The following is a 21755-nucleotide window of genomic DNA, read 5'->3' on the forward strand; positions in this document are numbered from 1 at the left end:
AAATCATCTGTACTCCTTGGAGCTTTGGCAGCTGTGACTGGTTTAGGTCTGTTTGCGAAACGCCGTAAACGTGATGATGAAGAAATGTAAACAATCTGCTTATCTCATATTTGATTGGCGATAGATGTGTCTATCGAGTTTGGACAAAAAAGTCTGTAAAATCATAAAAACGCATATTATCAGGTGTTCAAAAACTTGATAGTATGCGTTTTATTGTGGAAATATTTCCTTTCTTTTCGGATGGAATTGAGTTTCCTGGCCTTGTGTTTGTATAGTCGGTTAAAAAATTGAGTACGAAAAACCACTTCATAAAAGTATTGATAGATTATACTCTTCGAAAATCTCTTCAAACCACGTCAACGTCGCCTTGACGTAGGTATGGTTACTGACTTCGTCAGTTCTATCCACAACCTCAAAACAGTGTTTTGAGCTGACTTCGTCAGTTCTATCTGCAACCTCAAAGCAGTGCTTTGAGCAACCTGCGGCTAGTTTCCTAGTTTGCTCTTTGATTTTCATTGAGTATTAGTGGGCTTTTCTTGCACTGTTTTGATCTTTTATTTCCTTCAATTATATATTAGAGAGAATTAGTAGAAGAGGAGTGAATTGTTAGAATGATTATGTGCCATTTTATACCAAGCAATAATCAGACAGCAAGATAAGAGTACAGTTGTAGATAGTAAGAAACGTTTATCTGATCTTGTGTAGATAAGATTGATGTCATCAATAAAAGATTAACGGGCAACCAATGTAGATATAGTGTGATTTTTCTATAAGAATGGAAAAAAGAAGGGAAATTTGATAAGATAGGAATATGGATTTTGAAAAAATTGAACAAGCTTATACGTATTTACTAGAGAATGTCCAAGTCATCCAAAGTGATTTGGCGACCAACTTTTATGACGCCCTGGTGGAGCAAAACAGCATTTATCTGGATGGTGAAACTGAGTTAGAGCAGGTCAAGGAGAACAATCAAGCCCTTAAGCGTTTAGCACTTCGTAAGGAAGAATGGCTCAAGACCTACCAGTTTCTCTTGATGAAGGCTGGGCAGACAGAGCCCCTACAGGCCAATCACCAGTTTACGCCAGATGCCATTGCTTTGCTTTTGGTGTTTATTGTGGAAGAGTTGTCTCAAAAGGAGGAAATCACTATCCTCGAAATGGGTTCCGGAATGGGAATTCTAGGCGCTACTTTCTTGACCTCGCTTGATAAAAAGGTGAATTACTTGGGAATGGAAGTGGATGATTTGCTGATTGATTTGGCAGCTAGCATGGCAGATGTAATTGGTTTGCAGGCTGGCTTTGTCCAAGGAGATGCCGTTCGTCCACAAATGCTCAAAGAAAGCGACGTGGTCATCAGCGACCTACCTGTCGGCTATTATCCTGATGATGCCGTTGCGTCGCGCCATCAAGTTGCTTCTAGTCAAGAACATACCTACGCTCATCACTTGCTCATGGAACAAGGACTTAAGTATCTCAAATCAGATGGCTACGCTATTTTTCTCGCTCCGAGTGATTTGTTGACCAGTCCTCAAAGTGATTTGTTGAAAGGCTGGTTGAAAGAGGAAGCGAGTCTGGTAGCCATGATTAGTTTGCCTGAAAATCTCTTTGCCAATGCCAAACAATCCAAGACCATTTTTATCTTACAGAAGAAAAATGAACTAGCAGTAGAGCCTTTTGTTTATCCACTTGCTAGCTTGCAAGATGCAAGTGTTTTAATGAAATTTAAAGAAAATTTTCAAAAATGGACTCAAGGTACTGAAATATAAAATAGATTTTGTTATAATAGATGAAAACGCTTAAAAGAGGAGTCTTGTTATGACAAAAACAATTGCAATCAATGCGGGAAGTTCAAGTTTGAAATGGCAATTATACTTAATGCCAGAAGAAAAAGTATTGGCGAAAGGTTTGATTGAACGTATCGGTTTGAAAGATTCAATTTCAACTGTAAAATTTGATGGTCGTTCTGAGCAACAAATTTTGGATATCGAAAATCATACACAAGCTGTTAAAATCTTATTGGATGACTTGATTCGTTTCGATATTATCAAGGCTTATGATGAGATTACAGGTGTTGGACACCGTGTTGTTGCAGGTGGAGAATATTTCAAAGAATCAACAGTCGTTGAGGGAGATGTTTTAGAAAAAGTTGAAGAGTTGAGCTTGTTGGCTCCTCTCCACAATCCAGCCAATGCAGCAGGTGTTCGTGCCTTCAAGGAGTTGTTGCCAGACATTACCAGTGTAGTTGTTTTTGATACTTCATTCCACACAAGTATGCCAGAGAAAGCTTATCGCTACCCTCTCCCAACAAAATATTACACAGAAAACAAGGTTCGTAAATATGGTGCCCACGGTACAAGTCACCAGTTTGTAGCAGGAGAAGCCGCAAAACTTTTGGGACGTCCATTAGAAGACTTGAAATTGATTACTTGCCACATCGGTAATGGTGCTTCTATTACAGCTGTTAAGGGTGGTCAATCTGTCGATACTTCAATGGGATTCACTCCACTTGGTGGTGTGATGATGGGAACTCGTACAGGGGATATTGACCCAGCTATCATTCCTTATTTAATGCAATATACAGAGGACTTTAACACGCCTGAGGATATTAGTCACGTCCTTAATCGTGAATCAGGGCTTATGGGTGTTTCAGGTAAATCTAGTGATATGCGTGATGTGATTGCTGCTATGGAAGAAGGGGACCACGATGCCACTTTAGCTTATGAAATGTATGTTGACCGTATCCAAAAACATATCGGCCAATACCTTGCAGTCTTAAATGGAGCAGATGCTATTATCTTTACAGCAGGTATCGGTGAAAATGCTGCAAACGTACGTGAAGATGTTATTTCAGGTATCTCTTGGTTTGGCTGTGATGTTGATCCAGAAAAGAACGTCTTCGGTGTGACAGGAGATATCTCAACAGAGGCAGCGAAGATCCGTGTATTGGTTATTCCAACAGATGAAGAGCTAGTTATTGCCCGTGACGTTGAACGCTTGAAAAAATAAGTAAAATTAGAAAAAATATTCAGTGCAAGGAGTTGGGAAAGAGATTTTTCCAGCTTCTTTTTATGGTGAAATTGTGCAAAACCTTGCTATGATTGGCTTTTTTGAAAAATATGGTATAATAGTAGTAATTTAATAGATGGAGTTGAGTTTTGAAGAAAAACTTTCGTGTAAAAAGAGAGAAAGATTTTAAGGCGATTTTCAAGGAGGGGACAAGTTTTGCCAATCGCAAATTTGTTGTCTACCAATTAGAAAATCAGAAAAACCATTTTCGAGTAGGTCTATCAGTTAGCAAAAAACTTGGGAATGCCGTCACTAGAAATCAAATTAAGCGACGAATTCGGCATATTATCCAGAATGCAAAAGGGAGTCTGGTAGAAGATGTCGACTTTGTTGTCATTGCTCGAAAAGGAGTCGAAACCTTGGGATACGCAGAGATGGAGAAAAATCTACTCCACGTATTAAAATTATCAAAGATTTACCAGGAAGGAAATGGGAGTGAAAAAGAAACTACAGTTGACTAGTTTGCTAGGACTGTCCCTATTGATCATGACAGCCTGTGCAACAAATGGGACAACTAGCGATATTACAGCCGATTCGGCTGATTTTTGGAGTAAATTTGTTTACTTCTTTGCGGAAATCATTCGCTTTTTATCGTTTGATATCAGTATCGGAGTGGGGATTATCCTCTTTACGGTCTTGATTCGTACAGTTCTCTTGCCAGTCTTCCAAGTGCAAATGGTAGCTTCTAGAAAAATGCAAGAAGCTCAACCACGCATTAAGGCGCTTCGAGAACAATATCCAGGTCGAGATATGGAAAGTAGAACCAAGCTAGAGCAAGAAATGCGTAAAGTCTTTAAAGAAATGGGTGTCAGACATTCAGATTCTCTTTGGCCGATTTTGATTCAGATGCCGGTTATCTTGGCCTTGTTCCAAGCTCTATCAAGAGTTGACTTTTTAAAGACAGGTCATTTCTTATGGATTAACCTTGGTGGTGTGGATACAACCTTTGTTCTTCCGATTTTAGCAGCTGTATTTACCTTTTTAAGTACTTGGTTGTCCAACAAAGCTTTGTCTGAGCGTAATGGCGCTACGACTGCGATGATGTATGGGATTCCGGTCTTGATTTTTATCTTTGCAGTTTATGCGCCAGGTGGAGTCGCCCTCTACTGGACAGTGTCCAATGCTTATCAAGTCTTGCAAACCTATTTCTTGAATAATCCATTCAAGATTATTGCAGAGCGCGAGGCAGTAGTTCAGGCACAGAAAGATTTGGAAAATAGAAAAAGAAAAGCCAAGAAAAAGGCTCAGAAAACGAAATAATAAGGAGGAATCTGGTAATGGTAGTATTTACAGGTTCAACTGTTGAAGAAGCAATCCAGAAAGGATTGAAAGAATTAGATATTCCAAGAATGAAGGCTCATATCAAAGTCATTTCTCGTGAGAAAAAAGGGTTTCTTGGCTTATTTGGTAAAAAACCAGCCCAAGTGGATATCGATGCTATTAGTGAAACGACAGTTGTAAAAGCAAACCAACAAGCTGTAAAGGGAGTTCCAAAACAAATCAATGATTTGAATGAGCCTGTTAAAACAGTCAGTGAAGCAACTGTTGATTTGGGTCATGTTGTAGAAGCAATTAAAAAGATTGAAGAGGGAGGCCAAGGTATTTCTGATGAAGTCAAGGCTGAAATCTTAAAACATGAAAGACATGCCAGCACTATCTTGGAAGAAACTGGTCACATTGAGATTTTAAATGAATTACAACTTGAAGAAACTGCTCTCGAAGAAGAAGTAGAAACTCCTATTATTGAAAGCCAAGCCGAGCAAACTGAAAGTCAAGAACTAGGAGACTTGGGCTTGAAAGTTGAACCGAGCTTTGATATTGAACAAGTAGCTACGGAAGTAACGACTTATGTTCAAACAATTATTGATGACATGGATGTTGAAGCCACACTTTCAAATGATTATAACCGTCGTAGTATCAATTTGCAAATTGATACTAACGAACCAGGTCGTATTATTGGCTACCATGGTAAAGTCTTGAAGGCCTTGCAATTGTTGGCTCAAAATTATCTTTACAACCGCTATTCAAGAACCTTCTACATTACAATCAATGTCAATGATTATGTTGAACACCGTGCAGAAGTCTTGCAAACATACGCTCAAAAATTGGCGAATCGTGTTTTAGAAGAAGGACGTAGTCATCAAACAGATCCTATGTCAAATAGCGAACGTAAGATTATCCATCGTATTATTTCGCGTATGGATGGCGTGACTAGTTACTCTGAAGGTGACGAGCCAAATCGCTATGTAGTTGTAGATACAGAATAAGTAAAATCAGGGTTCTCCTGATTTTTTGCTAGTTAGAGGAGGTTAAATGGATGTTGAATAAGATAAGAGACTATCTAGACTTTGCAGGTTTGCAATACCGTAATCCAGATAAAGCTGGGGAAGAACGAGAGAAAATGCTGGAATTGCGCCATAAAGGCCAAGAGGCACGAAAGGCTTTTACAGAACTGGCTAAAGCCTTTCAAGCAAGCCATCCAGAATGGCAACTTCAACAGACTAGTCAGTGGATGAACCAAGCGCAGCGTTTGCTACCACATTTTTGGGTTTATATACAGAGAGACGGACAAGTGACAGAACCTATGATGGCCTTACGTTTGTACGGAAGTTCTTCTGATTTTGGAGTCTCACTAGAAGTCAGTTTCATCGAGCGCAAGAAGGATGAGCAAACTCTAGGCAAACAGGCCAAGGTTTTAGAAATTCCAACCGTTAAAGGAATTTATTATCTAGCCTACTCAGATGGTCAATGTCAAAGATGGGAGGCGAACGAAGAAAATCGTCAAATTTTAAGAAATAAAATATCCAATCAGGAAGTCCGAAAAGTTTTAGTTAAGGCAGATGTTTCTTTTATTGAAAATCAATCATTAGAAGTGATTTTAGAAAAATTAGAAGAAGATTATGAGCGCTTACTTCCCTACTATCAGGCGACCAGAGAGTAGAAAATAGGAGACTTATCTAGCGTCGAATTGTTTAATTGCTATTCTATGTATTTTTTCATATAATAGTAAAATAGAATGTGTGATCCAATAATCACCTCAAATAGAAAGGAAATTCTATGTCAAATCTATCTGTTAATGCAATTCGTTTCCTAGGTATTGACGCTATCAACAAAGCCAACTCAGGTCACCCAGGTGTTGTTATGGGAGCGGCTCCAATGGCTTATAGCCTCTTTACAAAACAACTTCGTATCAATCCAGCTCAACCAAACTGGATTAACCGCGACCGCTTTATTCTTTCAGCTGGTCATGGTTCAATGCTTCTTTATGCTCTTCTTCACCTTTCTGGTTTTGAAGATGTTAGTATGGATGAGATCAAGAGCTTCCGTCAATGGGGTTCAAAAACACCTGGTCACCCAGAATTTGGCCATACAGCAGGGATTGATGCTACTACAGGTCCTCTAGGGCAAGGGATTTCAACTGCCACTGGTTTTGCCCAAGCAGAACGTTTCTTGGCAGCCAAATATAACCGAGAAGGCTACAATATCTTTGACCACTATACTTATGTTATCTGTGGAGACGGAGACTTGATGGAAGGTGTCTCAAGTGAGGCGGCTTCATATGCAGGTTTGCAAAAACTAGATAAGTTGGTTGTCCTTTATGATTCAAATGACATCAACTTGGATGGTGAGACAAAGGATTCCTTTACAGAAAGTGTTCGTGACCGTTACAATGCCTATGGTTGGCATACTGCCTTGGTTGAAGATGGAACAGATTTGGAAGCAATCCATGCTGCTATCGAAACAGCTAAAGCTTCAGGCAAGCCATCTTTGATTGAAGTGAAGACTGTTATTGGATACGGTTCTCCAAATAAACAAGGAACTAATGCCGTACACGGTGCTCCTCTTGGAGCAGATGAAACTGCAGCAACTCGTCAAGCGCTTGGTTGGGACTACGAACCATTTGGAATCCCAGAACAAGTATATGCTGATTTCAAAGAACATGTTGCAGACCGTGGCGCATCAGCTTATCAAGCTTGGACAAAATTAGTTGCTGACTATAAAGAGGCTCATCCAGAACTGGCAGCAGAAGTAGAAGCCATCATCGATGGACGTGATCCAGTTGAAGTGACCCCAGCAGACTTCCCAGCCTTAGAAAATGGCTTCTCTCAAGCAACTCGTAATTCAAGTCAAGATGCCTTGAATGTTGTGGCAGCTAAGTTACCAACTTTCTTGGGTGGATCAGCTGACCTAGCTCACTCAAACATGACTTATATCAAGACTGACGGACTTCAAGACGATGCCAATCGCTTGAACCGTAACATTCAGTTTGGTGTTCGTGAATTTGCAATGGGAACGATCTTGAACGGAATGGCCCTTCATGGTGGACTTCGTGTATACGGTGGAACTTTCTTCGTCTTTTCTGACTATGTGAAAGCAGCTGTCCGTTTGTCAGCCTTACAAGGACTTCCTGTGACTTATGTCTTTACCCACGATTCAATCGCGGTTGGGGAAGACGGTCCAACGCACGAACCAGTTGAACACTTAGCCGGTCTTCGTGCTATGCCAAATCTAAATGTTTTCCGTCCAGCAGATGCGCGTGAAACTCAAGCAGCTTGGTACCTTGCAGTGACAAGTGAGAAAACACCAACTGCCCTTGTCTTGACACGTCAAAACTTGACTGTTGAAGAAGGGACAGACTTCGACAAGGTTGCTAAAGGTGCTTATGTTGTATATGAAAATGCAGCAGACTTTGATACAATCTTGATTGCGACAGGTTCAGAGGTCAATCTTGCTGTCTCAGCTGCCAAAGAATTGGCTAGTCAAGGAGCAAAAGTCCGTGTAGTCAGCATGCCATCTACAGATGTATTTGATAAACAAGATGCAGCATACAAGGAAGAAATTCTTCCAAATGCAGTTCGCCGTCGTGTTGCAGTCGAAATGGGTGCAACTCAAAACTGGTACAAATATGTTGGTCTAGATGGTGCTGTTCTCGGTATTGATACCTTCGGAGCCTCTGCCCCAGCACCAAAAGTATTGGCAGAATATGGCTTTACAGTCGAAAATCTTGTAAAAGTCGTTCAAGACTTGAAATAATTCTAAAAATCAGGGCGCAAGCTCTGGTTTTTTCTTACTAGAAAAGCAAGGTACAATCTTGTAAAAGTAGCTGAAATTTGATATAGTAGTCCTATGTAAAAGACAAAGGAGAATATAATGGAATCACAATATACATTTTTAATCATTCTTGTGGCTATGTTGGGCTTGATGTTCTTTACGCAACGCTCTCAAAAGAAACAAGCACAAAAACGTATGGAAAGCTTGAATAAACTACAAAAAGGCTATGAAGTTATTACAATCGGTGGACTTTATGGAACAGTCGATGAAGTAGATACAGAAAAGAAAACAATTGTTCTTGATGTAGATGGGGTTTACTTGACTTTTGAACTAGCTGCTATCAAGACCGTATTACCACTTAAAGAAACAGCTTCACTCGAAGGTGCAATTGAAAAATAAGACGGGATCACGAACTCCCGTTTTTCTATAAAAGAAAGGAATGGGATGAAAAAACTAGTCTTTGTCTGTCTGGGAAATATTTGCCGCAGCCCTATGGCCGAGTTTGTGATGAAATCGATGACAGATAACTACGAAATCCAAAGTCGAGCGACTTCCTCTTGGGAATATGGCAATCCGATTCATAAGGGAACTCAGGGAGTTTTTCAAGAGTATGATATTCCTTATGACAAAGCCAAAACATCGCTTCAGATTAGTAAGGAAGATTTTGAAGCCTTTGATTATATTATCGGAATGGACGCTTCAAATGTCTCTGACTTACGTCAGATGTGTCCAGTAGACTGTCAAGATAAGATTTACTCATTCGCATCTGAAAGTGTTCCAGATCCTTGGTATACAGGAGATTTTGAGGAAACCTATCAGCGTGTTCAAGAGGGTTGTCAAGCTTGGTTAGAACGTTTAGAAAAGGAGAGTGAAGATGGAAAATCTTAAGAATGTTTACGACAAGTATCGTGTCTATCTGACTCGTCCACGTTTAGAGCTTTTGGCAGTAGTTACCATTGTTTTCTGTGCTGTACTCGTCTTTTTTCTAAATATTCCCGGAAAAGGTGTTCTAAAGCTTGATAATGGAACCATTGTTTACGATGGCAGTCTTGTCCGTGGTAAAATGAATGGCCAAGGAACCATCACCTTCCAAAATGGAGACCAATATACAGGTGGTTTCAACAATGGAGCTTTCAACGGAAAAGGTACCTTTCAATCCAAAGAAGGCTGGACCTACGAAGGAGATTTTGTAAATGGTCAGGCTGAAGGGAAAGGGAAACTAACAACAGAACAAGAAGTCGTTTATGAAGGGACTTTTAAACAAGGCGTTTTTCAACAAAAATAAGGCCTCCTTATCAAAGGAGGTATTGTTAGAATGTTAAAGTAAGCGCTTACCTGCAAATCCCTTTCTTTCCAAGTCTCTCTTCCAAGCAAGTTTGTGAAATAAAAAAATATTTGAAATAAATTTCACAAACTTCAAAGATAAAACCTGATAAGCAAAGAAAATGAGAAAGATTTCACAAGGAACTAAAAATTCTTTGTGAAATGTTTATGAAACTGTTTACAAAGTTGAAATAATGCGTTATAATAAACTTGTGAAAAAATTAACAAAGGATTAAATCCTTGAAAGCTATGGAGGAAAATATGGCTGATAAAAAAACTGTGACACCAGAGGAAAAGAAACTCGCTGCTGAAAAGCATGTCGATGGATTGGTGCAAAAAGCTCTAGTTGCTCTTGAAGAAATGCGTAAGTTGGATCAAGAGCAGGTTGACTACATCGTTGCCAAAGCATCAGTAGCAGCTTTGGATGCCCACGGAGAATTGGCTTTACATGCCTTTGAAGAAACAGGACGTGGTGTATTTGAAGATAAAGCAACTAAGAACTTGTTTGCTTGTGAACACGTAGTAAACAACATGCGCCACACTAAAACAGTTGGCGTTATCGAAGAAGACGATGTAACAGGTTTGACTCTTATCGCTGAACCAGTTGGTGTTGTTTGTGGTATCACTCCAACAACAAACCCAACATCAACAGCAATCTTCAAATCATTGATTTCATTGAAGACACGTAACCCAATCGTCTTTGCCTTCCATCCATCAGCACAAGAATCATCTGCTCATGCAGCTCGTATCGTCCGCGATGCAGCTATCGCAGCTGGTGCTCCTGAAAACTGTGTGCAATGGATTACTCAACCATCTATGGAAGCAACAAGTGCCCTTATGAACCACGAAGGTGTTGCGACAATCCTTGCAACAGGTGGTAATGCCATGGTTAAGGCGGCTTATTCATGTGGTAAACCAGCTCTTGGGGTAGGTGCCGGAAACGTTCCAGCTTATGTTGAAAAATCAGCAAACATTCGTCAAGCAGCACACGATATCGTCATGTCTAAATCATTTGATAACGGTATGGTCTGTGCCTCAGAGCAAGCGGTTATCATTGATAAAGAAATTTACGATGAATTTGTAGCAGAGTTCAAATCTTACCACACTTACTTTGTAAACAAAAAAGAAAAAGCACTTCTTGAAGAGTTCTGCTTCGGCGTGAAAGCAAACAGCAAAAACTGTGCTGGTGCAAAATTGAACGCTGACATCGTTGGTAAACCAGCAACTTGGATTGCAGAGCAAGCAGGATTTACAGTTCCAGAAGGAACAAACATTCTTGCTGCTGAATGTAAAGAAGTTGGTGAAAATGAGCCATTGACTCGTGAAAAATTGTCACCAGTTATCGCAGTTTTGAAATCTGAAAGCCGTGAAGATGGTATTACTAAGGCTCGTCAAATGGTTGAATTTAACGGTCTTGGACACTCAGCAGCTATCCACACAGCTGACGAAGAATTGACTAAAGAATTTGGTAAAGCTGTTAAAGCTATTCGTGTTATCTGTAACTCACCTTCTACTTTCGGTGGTATCGGGGACGTTTACAATGCCTTCTTGCCATCATTGACACTTGGATGTGGTTCTTACGGACGCAACTCAGTTGGGGATAACGTTAGTGCCATTAACCTCTTGAATATCAAAAAAGTCGGAAGACGGAGAAATAACATGCAATGGATGAAACTTCCTTCAAAAACATACTTTGAACGTGATTCAATTCAATACCTTCAAAAATGTCGTGACGTTGAACGTGTCATGATCGTGACTGACCATGCCATGGTAGAGCTTGGTTTCCTTGATCGTATCATCGAACAACTTGATCTTCGTCGCAATAAGGTTGTTTATCAAATCTTTGCTGATGTAGAACCAGATCCAGATATCACAACTGTAAACCGTGGTACTGAGATTATGCGTGCTTTCAAACCAGATACAATCATCGCTCTCGGTGGTGGATCTCCAATGGATGCTGCTAAAGTAATGTGGCTCTTCTATGAACAACCAGAGGTGGACTTCCGTGATCTTGTTCAAAAATTCATGGATATCCGTAAACGTGCCTTCAAGTTCCCATTGCTTGGTAAGAAGACTAAATTCATCGCGATTCCAACTACATCTGGTACAGGATCTGAAGTAACACCATTTGCCGTTATCTCTGATAAAGCAAACAACCGTAAATACCCAATCGCTGACTACTCATTGACACCAACTGTGGCAATCGTAGACCCTGCTTTGGTATTGACAGTTCCTGGATTTGTTGCTGCGGACACTGGTATGGACGTATTGACCCACGCGACTGAAGCTTACGTATCACAAATGGCTAGCGACTACACTGACGGTCTTGCACTTCAAGCCATCAAACTTGTATTCGAAAACCTTGAAAGCTCAGTTAAGAACGCAGACTTCCATTCACGTGAGAAAATGCATAACGCTTCAACAATCGCTGGTATGGCCTTTGCCAATGCCTTCCTAGGTATTTCTCACTCAATGGCCCATAAGATTGGTGCGCAATTCCACACAATCCACGGTCGTACTAATGCTATCTTGCTTCCATACGTTATCCGTTACAACGGTACACGTCCAGCTAAGACAGCAACATGGCCTAAGTACAACTACTACCGTGCAGATGAAAAATACCAAGATATCGCACGCATGCTTGGACTTCCAGCTTCTACTCCAGAAGAAGGTGTGGAATCTTACGCAAAAGCTGTCTACGAACTTGGTGAGCGCGTAGGTATCCAAATGAACTTCAAAGCACAAGGAATTGATGAAAAAGAATGGAAAGAACATTCTCGTGAATTGGCCTTCCTTGCTTATGAAGATCAATGTTCGCCTGCAAATCCACGCCTTCCAATGGTTGACCACATGCAAGAAATCATCGAAGATTCTTACTATGGCTACAAAGAAAGACCAGGACGCCGTAAATAATTGTTATCAGCCTAGAGGCAGGAGAAATCCTGTCTCTTTTTTTGTAATTCTATTTGAAAAATGGTATAATCATCGCATATATTTATTTGAAAATCAAATCTTTAATAATCATGCGAGGGGCAAATGAACAAGATAAATGAGTTAGGGGATAAAGTGCGACTTTTAAGAGAGGAGAAAGGACTTAGTCGTCCAGTTTTTTGCGGGGATGAGTCTGAATTATCAGTGCGTCAGTTGGTGCGGATTGAAAAAGGAGAATTTCGCCCGACGATAAAAACACTAGAATATATTGCAGAACGATTAGAAATTCCGTCCTACGTCTTGATGCCAGATTATAAGGAATTACCCAAGCGTTACCAAGAATTAAAGTACTTTCTTTTACATCATCCTGACTATGGAGACGAGGAGTTGCAGGAACAAAAGGAAGAATATTTTGATGAGATTTTTGAGTGTTTTTATGATGACCTGCCCCGTGATGAGAAAGTGCTAGTGGATTGTCTTCAAGCTATAGATGCAGTGAGAGCGACTAGTAATTCCTTATACGGAAGTGGTGTGATTGAAGACGGTCTTCAAGATTTACTATCCAGAGATGTATATAAAGCCGAGGACTTGTTGAAACTGAGACTGTATTTCAACTGTCAGTTAATGGATGGTTTAAATGTGGGTGAGATAAAAGAATCTGAGCATGAAACCATTCTTTGTTTTCATGACAAACTAAGTTCTCAGGTTGATAAGATAGAGTTCGATTGTTTGGACTTACTTAGAGATTCCTTGTTAGCTTCTTTAGCTTGTATAGAAATTATGGGGCTGTTTCATTATTTTAAGAGGGCAGTTGAGACCTTAAATAAAATAGGACAAAAAACACGAGATTTCCAAAAGCAACCGATTGTCTTGATGGTGGAGTGGAAATATTATATTCATACCGATTATGATACAGCCAAACAAAAGTATGAAGAAGCAAAAATGATGGCGAGGATGTTTGGTAATGAGAAGTTACTCGTTAGTTTAGATAAGGAATGGAGCGAAGACTTAGAAAGGTATTATTAAATGATTTATAGGAGTGACATTTCTGTCATTGGGGAAATGTCGCTTTTTTGTTAAAATGAATTTTATACTCAATGAAAATCAAAGAGCAAACTAGGAAACTAGCCGCAGGCTGTACTTGAGTACGGCAAGGCGACGTTGACGTGGTTTGAATTTGATTTTCGAAGAGTATTACTTGCTATACATCCAGAAGCAAACTTGGCAATAGAGAGAAAATTCTAAGTAGTAGGCCCGTAGGGGAAATCAGTGCTGAAGTAGCTTGAAGGATTTTCTATAAGTATGATGTATGACGATAACAGTTTTAAACAAGGGGGAAAGAATGTCCATTTTATCCATTAAAAATATTTCAAAGTTTTACACTTTGGATGGTAAACATCAAGAGCAGGCTTTAAAGAATATAAATCTGCAAATCGCAAAAGGTAAAATTACAGCGATTTACGGTCCATCAGGCTGTGGCAAAACCAGTCTACTAAACATCATCAGTGGTTTAGATAGACAATATGAAGGAGTTTTAGAATTTAAAGGGGAATCCCTCCGTGACTTATCAGAGATTGAACTAACTCAATTTCGTAAAGATAAGATTGGATTTGTGTTTCAAAACTTTAACCTCATTCCTCATCAGTCTGTCTTGGACAATGTCAAATTACCTCTCTATGTCAAAGATTTATCTGACAGGGAGATGACAATGATTGCAAAGGAGCAATTAAGTAACTTAGGCATGGAGCCTTTTGTAGCTAAAAATGTTAAACAGCTTTCTGGCGGGCAAAAGCAACGCGTAGCAATCGCGCGTGCACTGGTAAATCAGCCAGATATGATTGTAGCAGATGAGCCAACAGGGTCACTGGACTCTCAATCCCAAGAAATGGTATTGGAAGTGTTTAAAAAATTAGCCCAAACAGGGAAGACAGTATTGATTGTAACCCATAATCCAGAGGTTGCCGAATATGCAGATGTGATTATCAAAATGAAGGATGGTGAAGTCGTTGAAGAAGTCAAAAAATAAAGGATTGTCATTGAAAAATAAATTTAAACTTTCTTTAAATAACTTTATGGAAAGAAAGTGGCGTAATCTATTGATTGCGCTAGCAACCTCAATCGGTTTTGTAGGAGTCTTAATTTCTTTCGGCTTAGGAAATGCTTTGATTTCGATGATTGATGAAAATACGAATGGAGGTCAAATCCCTTCTCAAGTTCAGATTGCTTTAAACACAAAAAATGTTGGACGAGGCTTTTTGAACCAAGACGATAAGAACTATATCACGGATACAGTTGGGAAAGAAGCTATTAAATATTTGGAGAGTCCTTTTGGGATGACCATGTCAAATATTACGATAGATGGTCAAGAAATGGATCTGAGTCAAACGATGCCTTCTTATGCTCAAGTAGTGAGTCTCTATGAGGATACAGGTATTTCTGTTAGTAGTAATGAGGCGGACAAAGTATTAGCTGGCTCCCTCTATACTGATGCGAATGAACAGGGCTTGACGATTCCAATCAGTTTACTAAAAAATTGGAATGAACAGACAGGAAACAATCTGACAGCTAGTGATGTTATTGGCAAATCAGTCTCAGCAAGTATTGTAGAAAATGCTGCCGAAGCTAGTAAGACTGCTCAATTTCAAACGAAGATTGTACGTGTAATCAATGATGAAGATGACATGGAGGACAGCAACAGTTTTATGCCTTCTAATCAAATGGAAGCAATCTTGAAAGAAGCTGGATTTACAAAAGCTGTATCTTATTTTATCTTGGAACTCAAAGATCCATCACAAACAAAAGTGATAACAGAAGAATTGCAGAAAAACAAGAAGTATACTGTTCTTTCTCAACAGAAGGTTCTTGATATTGTGATTACCTTTATTCGTGTCATTCAGGGATTATTGATTGTACTTTCATCACAAGCTATTGTGGTAGCAGCGGTCATGATTGGTATCATCATTTACATCAATATCATGCAACGTTCTAAGGAAATAGGTGTCATGAAGGCAGTTGGTTATCAAAATCATGATGTCAAAGGGATTTTTATTTACGAGGCTATCTGGATTGTAGGGATCGCCTTGCTGCTGGCATTTTTGGTTGCACAAGGGGTGGGAAGTTTGGCGAATGCGATTGTAAATCACTTTTACCCATCCATCACTAAGGTTTTTGAATTAAATTTGTTATCTGTTTTAGGAACTCTAGCTTTCGCTCTCTTGCTTGGTTATGTATCAGCTTACTTCCCGGCGCGTAAAATTAGTAAAATGGATCCTGTAGAATCGTTACGATATGAATAGTAAGGGATTCCTTGATTTACAGTTTAAAAAAGAAACTAACATAGAAAAACAATGCCCGTACTTGCAATTAAACTTAAATAGTTATATAATAGGTTTGTTGAAAGGTGATTTGTAGTGATTCAAGTTACTCTTTTCACAATAAAAATTTCATGATTTTCATAAGGAGGAAATCACTAATGGTAGTTAAAGTTGGTATTAACGGTTTCGGACGTATCGGTCGTCTTGCTTTCCGTCGTATCCAAAACGTAGAAGGTGTTGAAGTTACTCGTATCAACGACCTTACAGATCCAGTTATGCTTGCACACTTGTTGAAATACGACACAACTCAAGGTCGTTTCGACGGTACTGTTGAAGTTAGAGAAGGTGGATTTGAAGTTAACGGTAAATTCATCAAAGTTTCTGCTGAACGTGATCCAGAACAAATCGACTGGGCTAACGACGGTGTAGAAATCGTTCTTGAAGCTACTGGTTTCTTTGCTAAGAAAGCAGCTGCTGAAAAACACTTGCACGCTGGTGGAGCTAAAAAAGTTGTTATCACTGCTCCTGGTGGAAACGACGTTAAAACAGTTGTATTCAACACTAACCACGATGTTCTTGACGGTACTGAAACAGTTATCTCAGGTGCTTCATGTACTACAAACTGCTTGGCTCCAATGGCTAAAGCTCTTCAAGACAACTTTGGTGTTGTTGAAGGATTGATGACTACTATCCACGCTTACACTGGTGACCAAATGATCCTTGACGGACCACACCGTGGTGGTGACCTTCGCCGTGCTCGCGCTGGTGCTGCAAACATCGTTCCTAACTCAACTGGTGCTGCAAAAGCTATCGGTCTTGTAATCCCAGAATTGAACGGTAAACTTGACGGATCTGCACAACGCGTTCCAACTCCAACTGGATCAGTTACTGAATTGGTAGCTGTTCTTGAAAAGAACGTTACTGTTGATGAAGTGAACGCAGCTATGAAAGCAGCTTCAAACGAATCATACGGTTACACAGAAGATCCAATCGTATCTTCAGATATCGTAGGTATGTCTTACGGTTCATTGTTTGACGCAACTCAAACTAAAGTTCTTGACGTTGACGGTAAACAATTGGTTAAAGTTGTATCATGGTACGACAACGAAATGTCATACACTGCACAACTTGTTCGTACTCTTGAATACTTCGCAAAAATCGCTAAATAATTCATGAGTCGATAAAAAGCAAGGCCTCTTGGTCTTGCTTTTCTTATATGGAAAAATGGATGACACAATCATCCATTCTTTTTTAATTCTTTTTCAAAAGTATCTGATAGGGTAGTGAAGCTTAATTTCTCTAGAGTAAGCGGATGGGTAAAGGACAGTCGAAAGGCGTGGAGCATAAGGCGACTCGTCTTTGATTTGCTATTATAGAGAGGATCGCCTGAAATAGGGAAGTTATGATGCGAAAGGTGCACACGAATCTGATGGGTTCGCCCTGTCTTTAGTTTGCAACGGACAAGGGTCGTTTTGTTTGGGAATTGCTTTAATCTGCTTACATGCGTTTCAGCATATTGCCCATTTTTTGTATCAACTATTCGTTTTCTACGATCATGGCGATCACGTCCGATTTTGTCTTTGAAAACAAGCTCTTTGCTGTTGATATGTCCATCAACTAGTGCCCAGTATTCCCTAGAAATCTCTTTTTTCTCCAGTAAGCGATTGAGAATAGGCAGGATAAAAGGATTTTTGGCAAAGAGAACCAAACCACTGGTTTCCATGTCTAGACGATGAACGACATAGCAGGTTTGGCCAACATAGGCACTGACATGGTTAAGAAGGGCGATTTCGCTTGGCTGATTACCATGCGTTTTCATCCCCTCTGGTTTGTTCACAATAATTAAGTGTTGGTCTTGATAAACTTCCTGAATGAGGTTTGGGTTGCCCCAAGGAATTTCTTTTTCGGGATAATCTTCCTCGTCAAAAGTCAATTGGCAAACATCTCCAGGACTTACCGTCTCATTCCAATGAACTTCTCGTTGATTAATCAAAATGTGTTTCTTGATTCTCAAAAAATGACGGATTTTTCTAGGGATGAGGAGTTGTTCCTCAAGTAATTGCTTTACCGTCATTTGAGGTAGAGAGTCTGGTAATGTAAATGTGAATTTCATACAGATATTGTAACAAAAAAAGCCCTATTTGGATAGGAAATAGCTAAATTCTTGTCTTCCTATGACGAAGATGATAAAATAAACGCATGAAATTAGATAAATTATTTGAGAAATTTCTTTCTCTTTTTAAAAAAGAAACAAGTGAACTAGAGGACTCTGATTCTACTAGCTTACGTCGCTCTCGTAGTGATCGAAAAAAATTAGCCCAAGTGGGTCCGATTCGGAAATTCTGGCGTCGTTATCATCTAACAAAGATTGTCCTTATACTAGGTTTGAGTGCAGGCTTGCTAGTTGGAACCTATTTGTTTGCTGTAGCTAAGTCAACCAATGTTAACGATTTGCAAAACGCCTTGAAAACTCGAACTCTCATTTTTGACCGTGAAGAAAAGGAGGCTGGTGCCTTGTCTGGTCAAAAGGGAACCTACGTTGAATTGACTGATATCAGTAAAAATTTGCAGAATGCTGTTATTGCGACAGAAGACCGCTCTTTCTATAAAAATGACGGGATTAACTATGGTCGTTTCTTCTTGGCGATTGTCACTGCTGGTCGTTCAGGTGGTGGTTCTACTATTACCCAACAGCTGGCTAAAAATGCCTATCTATCGCAGGATCAAACTGTCGAGAGAAAAGCGAAAGAATTTTTCCTTGCCTTAGAATTAACAAAAAAATATAGTAAGGATCAGATTTTAACCATGTACCTTAACAACGCTTATTTTGGAAATGGTGTGTGGGGGGTTGAAGATGCGAGTAAGAAATACTTTGGAGTTTCTGCGTCAGAAGTGAGTTTGGATCAAGCTGCGACTCTGGCAGGGATGCTCAAAGGGCCGGAACTGTATAATCCTTTGAATTCCGTAGGAGATTCTACCAATCGTCGCGACACTGTCTTACAAAATATGGTTGCAGCAGGATATATTGATAAAAACCAAGAAACCGAAGCTGCAGAAGTTGATATGACTTCGCAATTGCACGATAAGTATGAAGGAAAAATCTCAGATTACCGCTATCCTTCTTACTTTGATGCGGTGGTTAATGAAGCTGTGTCTAAGTATAATCTAACAGAGGAAGAAATTGTCAATAATGGCTACCGCATTTATACAGAGTTGGATCAAAACTACCAAGCAAATATGCAGGTTGTCTATGAAAATACATCGCTATTTCCGAGGGCAGAGGATGGAACATTTGCTCAATCAGGAAGTGTCGCTCTCGAACCGAAAACAGGAGGAGTTCGTGGAGTTGTCGGTCAAGTTGCTGACAATGATAAAACTGGATTCCGGAATTTCAACTATGCAACTCAATCAAAACGTAGCCCTGGCTCTACAATTAAGCCTTTAGTTGTTTATACGCCAGCAGTTGAGGCAGGTTGGGCTTTGAATAAGCTCTTGGATAACCATACCATGAAGTATGACAACTATAAAGTAGATAACTATGCAGGAATCAAAAAGAGTCGAGAAGTTCCCATGTATCAAGCCTTGGCAGAATCGCTTAATCTACCTGCTGTTGCTACTGTTAATGATTTGGGTGTTGATAAGGCTTTTGAGGCAGGCGAAAAATTTGGACTCAACATGGAAAAGGTCGACCGTGTTCTTGGTGTCGCTTTGGGAAGCGGTGTCGAAACCAATCCTCTGCAAATGGCTCAAGCATATGCTGCCTTTGCCAATGAAGGTTTAATGCCGGAAGCTCATTTTATTAGTAGAATTGAAAATGCTAGTGGTCAGGTTGTTGCGAGCCATAAAAATTCACAAAAACGGGTGATTGATAAAGCTGTAGCTGATAAGATGACCAGTATGATGTTGGGGACATTCACCAACGGTACCGGTATTAGTTCATCGCCTGCAGACTATGTCATGGCAGGGAAAACTGGAACAACTGAAGCAGTTTTCAATCCGGAGTACACAAGTGACCAGTGGGTGATTGGTTATACTCCAGATGTAGTGATTAGTCACTGGCTTGGTTTCCCGACCACTGATGAAAATCACTATCTAGCAGGATCTACTTCAAATGGTGCAGCTCATGTCTTTAGAAACATTGCCAATACCATTTTACCTTATACGCCAGGAAGTACCTTTACAGTTGAAAATGCATATAAGAAAAACGGAATTGCACCAGCTAACACAAAAAGACAAGTACAAACCAATGATAATAGCCAGACAGATGATAATTTGTCTGATATTCGAGGACGTGCGCAAAGTCTAGTAGATGAGGCTAGTCGGGCTATCTCAGATGCGAAGATTAAGGAAAAGGCTCAAACAATATGGGATTCGGTAGTCAATCTATTTCGCTAAGATGCTTGTCAAAGCCTAGCTTTCTTGTTATAATAGATAAGATGGAGGCGTTATGGCACTAAAAAAAGCAAGCCTAGCTTGTGCGGTTTGTGGTTCGAGAAACTATTCAATCAAGATTAGTGGAAACCCCAAGCCTACACGACTAGAAGTAAATAAATTTTGTAAGCATTGTGGCAAGTACACTACACATAGAGAAACGAGATAGGAGAGAGCGATGCGTTTTATTGGAGATATTTTTAGACTTCTTAAAGACACAACATGGCCAACTCGCAAGGAAAGCTGGAGAGATTTTCGTTCTATCATGGAATACACTGCTTTCTTTGTTGTGATTATTTACATTTTTGACCAGTTGATTGTTTCAGGTTTGATTCGATTTATTAACATTTTTTAGAAGAGTAGTGAAAGTACACTAAAAATCTTCTATTTATGAAAGGAAATATCATGGATAGTTTTGATAAAGGGTGGTTTGTTTTACAAACTTATTCTGGTTATGAAAATAAGGTGAAAGAAAATCTATTACAACGTGCACAAACCTACAATATGTTGGATAATATTCTACGCGTTGAAATTCCAACACAAACAGTGCAAGTTGAAAAAAATGGAAAGAGAAAAGAAGTAGAAGAAAATCGCTTTCCAGGTTATGTTCTTGTAGAAATGGTCATGACAGATGAAGCTTGGTTTGTTGTTCGAAACACACCAAATGTTACAGGATTCGTCGGATCTCACGGAAATAGATCAAAACCAACTCCATTATTGGAACAAGAAATTCGTGATATCTTGGTTTCTATGGGACAAACTGTACAAGAGTTTGATATCGATGTTGAAGTTGGTCAAACTGTACGTATTATTGATGGAGCTTTTGCAGACTACACTGGTAAGATTACAGAAATTGATAATAACAAAGTGAAAATGATTATCTCTATGTTTGGTAATGACACAGTTGCAGAAGTAAACCTAAACCAAATCGCAGAATTATAACCCAAAGAGAGGCAAGACCTCTCTTTTTTGTGCAGTTGAGGAGGTAAAGGGGACAGAATGGATGAAATGTGCCAAAAGTGTTTTTGAATTTGTTAGACTGTATCTAGAAAGGGGAAGATTATGCTTAAAAAAATGTATGAAGAAGTCCAAGGAATTGTATACAAGTGTAGAAATGAATATTACCTTCATTTGTGGGAGTTATCGGACTGGGATCAAGAGGGGATGATTTGCCTACATGAATTGATTAGTAGAGAAGAAGGGCTTGTAGAAGATATCCCACGCTTACGTAAATATTTCAAAACCAAGTTTCGAAATCGAATTTTAGACTATCTCCGTAAACAAGAAAGTCAAAAACGGAGATATGATAAAGAGCTTTATGAAGAAGTGGGTGAGATAAGTCATCGTATAAGTGAGGGAGGACTCTGGCTAGACGATTATTATCTCTTTCATGAAACACTAAGAGATTATAGAAGTAAACAAAATAAAGAGCAACAAGAAGAGTTAGAACGCGTCTTAAGAGATGAACGCTTCCGAGGGCGTCAAAGAGTGCTAAAGGACTTACGTATTGTGTTTAAAGAGTTTGACATCCGTACTCATTAGGAATTCATGCAAAAAAGTAAAAAAAGTTTAAAAAAGGTGTTGACAAAGTTTGAAAAGTCGGTATAATAGTAAGAGTTGAAAATAACAACTCTGGTCC

22 protein-coding genes are annotated in these 21755 nt (G+C 39.5%); 21 read left to right on the plus strand and 1 reads right to left on the minus strand.

Annotated elements, in window-relative coordinates:
• The 16 genes from N8L90_RS09645 to gap form a co-directional block, all read left to right on the plus strand.
• The coding region (locus N8L90_RS09645) for an LPXTG cell wall anchor domain-containing protein (protein ID WP_398577021.1) at positions 1-90 on the plus strand (90 nt) is incomplete at its 5' end.
• Between the two features lie 721 nt (positions 91-811).
• Positions 812-1765 carry a class I SAM-dependent methyltransferase gene (locus N8L90_RS08550; protein WP_261025093.1) on the plus strand — a complete coding sequence of 318 codons (954 nt, stop codon included), beginning with the start codon at positions 812-814 and terminating at the stop codon, positions 1763-1765.
• A 49-nt stretch (positions 1766-1814) separates the two neighbouring features.
• Positions 1815-3005 (plus strand): acetate kinase, encoded by a 1191-nt coding sequence (locus N8L90_RS08555; RefSeq protein ID WP_049521853.1) that lies wholly within the window; start codon positions 1815-1817, stop codon positions 3003-3005.
• 149 nt (positions 3006-3154) lie between these two features.
• Positions 3155-3526, plus strand: coding sequence for a ribonuclease P protein component (gene rnpA, locus N8L90_RS08560; protein ID WP_000739245.1), 372 nt, complete (start codon positions 3155-3157; stop codon positions 3524-3526).
• Positions 3501-4325, plus strand: coding sequence for a membrane protein insertase YidC (locus tag N8L90_RS08565; protein ID WP_004248551.1), 825 nt, complete (start codon positions 3501-3503; stop codon positions 4323-4325). Before rnpA ends, N8L90_RS08565 begins: the two co-directional genes overlap by 26 nt.
• A 17-nt stretch (positions 4326-4342) precedes the next feature.
• On the plus strand, positions 4343-5332 hold the full coding sequence (gene jag, locus N8L90_RS08570; protein WP_261025096.1) for an RNA-binding cell elongation regulator Jag/EloR: 990 nt from the start codon (positions 4343-4345) through the stop codon (positions 5330-5332).
• A gap of 50 nt (positions 5333-5382) precedes the next feature.
• The gene (locus tag N8L90_RS08575; protein WP_261025097.1) at positions 5383-6006 is read left to right on the plus strand and encodes a ribonuclease P; all 624 of its coding nucleotides are present in this window, start codon (positions 5383-5385) and stop codon (positions 6004-6006) included.
• A 116-nt stretch (positions 6007-6122) separates the two neighbouring features.
• Entirely contained in the window at positions 6123-8099 is a 1977-nt protein-coding gene (gene tkt / locus N8L90_RS08580; protein ID WP_261025098.1) for a transketolase, read from the plus strand.
• A gap of 117 nt (positions 8100-8216) precedes the next feature.
• Entirely contained in the window at positions 8217-8516 is a 300-nt protein-coding gene (gene yajC, locus N8L90_RS08585; RefSeq protein ID WP_020901078.1) for a preprotein translocase subunit YajC, read from the plus strand.
• Between the two features lie 45 nt (positions 8517-8561).
• Positions 8562-9005 carry a low molecular weight protein-tyrosine-phosphatase gene (locus N8L90_RS08590; RefSeq protein ID WP_261025099.1) on the plus strand — a complete coding sequence of 148 codons (444 nt, stop codon included), beginning with the start codon at positions 8562-8564 and terminating at the stop codon, positions 9003-9005.
• A complete protein-coding gene (locus N8L90_RS08595) occupies positions 8992-9402 on the plus strand; it encodes an MORN repeat-containing protein (protein ID WP_261025100.1) in 411 nt (136 codons plus the stop codon). The genes N8L90_RS08590 and N8L90_RS08595 overlap by 14 nt, the downstream gene beginning before the upstream one ends.
• A gap of 299 nt (positions 9403-9701) precedes the next feature.
• Positions 9702-12353, plus strand: a complete 2652-nt coding sequence (gene adhE / locus N8L90_RS08600) for a bifunctional acetaldehyde-CoA/alcohol dehydrogenase (protein WP_023945660.1) — start codon at positions 9702-9704, stop codon at positions 12351-12353.
• 123 nt (positions 12354-12476) lie between these two features.
• On the plus strand, positions 12477-13397 hold the full coding sequence (locus tag N8L90_RS08605) for a helix-turn-helix domain-containing protein (RefSeq protein WP_023945661.1): 921 nt from the start codon (positions 12477-12479) through the stop codon (positions 13395-13397).
• 316 nt (positions 13398-13713) lie between these two features.
• Positions 13714-14397: an ABC transporter ATP-binding protein gene (locus N8L90_RS08610; RefSeq protein WP_023945662.1), complete on the plus strand. Its 684-nt coding sequence runs from the start codon at positions 13714-13716 to the stop codon at positions 14395-14397.
• Complete coding sequence (locus tag N8L90_RS08615; protein ID WP_261025103.1) at positions 14366-15667, plus strand: ABC transporter permease; 1302 nt, start codon at positions 14366-14368, stop codon at positions 15665-15667. The genes N8L90_RS08610 and N8L90_RS08615 overlap by 32 nt, the downstream gene beginning before the upstream one ends.
• Before the next feature lie 176 nt (positions 15668-15843).
• Entirely contained in the window at positions 15844-16854 is a 1011-nt protein-coding gene (gene gap, locus N8L90_RS08620; protein WP_000260687.1) for a type I glyceraldehyde-3-phosphate dehydrogenase, read from the plus strand.
• 68 nt (positions 16855-16922) lie between these two features.
• Here the strand turns inward: gap and N8L90_RS08625 are convergent, their stop codons facing one another.
• On the minus strand, positions 16923-17798 hold the full coding sequence (locus tag N8L90_RS08625; protein WP_023945665.1) for an RluA family pseudouridine synthase: 876 nt from the start codon (positions 17796-17798) through the stop codon (positions 16923-16925).
• 86 nt (positions 17799-17884) lie between these two features.
• Between N8L90_RS08625 and pbp2a the strand changes: the two genes are divergently transcribed.
• From pbp2a to N8L90_RS08650, 5 genes are all read left to right on the plus strand, one after another.
• Positions 17885-20080, plus strand: a complete 2196-nt coding sequence (gene pbp2a / locus N8L90_RS08630) for a penicillin-binding protein PBP2A (RefSeq protein WP_261025104.1) — start codon at positions 17885-17887, stop codon at positions 20078-20080.
• 52 nt (positions 20081-20132) lie between these two features.
• Positions 20133-20285 carry a 50S ribosomal protein L33 gene (rpmG, locus tag N8L90_RS08635; RefSeq protein ID WP_001809375.1) on the plus strand — a complete coding sequence of 51 codons (153 nt, stop codon included), beginning with the start codon at positions 20133-20135 and terminating at the stop codon, positions 20283-20285.
• 9 nt (positions 20286-20294) lie between these two features.
• Complete coding sequence (gene secE, locus N8L90_RS08640) at positions 20295-20471, plus strand: preprotein translocase subunit SecE (protein WP_001210991.1); 177 nt, start codon at positions 20295-20297, stop codon at positions 20469-20471.
• Between the two features lie 50 nt (positions 20472-20521).
• Entirely contained in the window at positions 20522-21058 is a 537-nt protein-coding gene (gene nusG, locus N8L90_RS08645; protein ID WP_000376740.1) for a transcription termination/antitermination protein NusG, read from the plus strand.
• A 120-nt stretch (positions 21059-21178) separates the two neighbouring features.
• Positions 21179-21658 (plus strand): sigma-70 RNA polymerase sigma factor region 4 domain-containing protein, encoded by a 480-nt coding sequence (locus tag N8L90_RS08650; RefSeq protein ID WP_000914535.1) that lies wholly within the window; start codon positions 21179-21181, stop codon positions 21656-21658.
• Positions 21659-21755: the final 97 nt, after the last annotated feature.

It is taken from the genome of Streptococcus mitis (genome assembly GCF_946190115.1).
GTDB lineage: Bacteria > Bacillota > Bacilli > Lactobacillales > Streptococcaceae > Streptococcus > Streptococcus mitis_CO.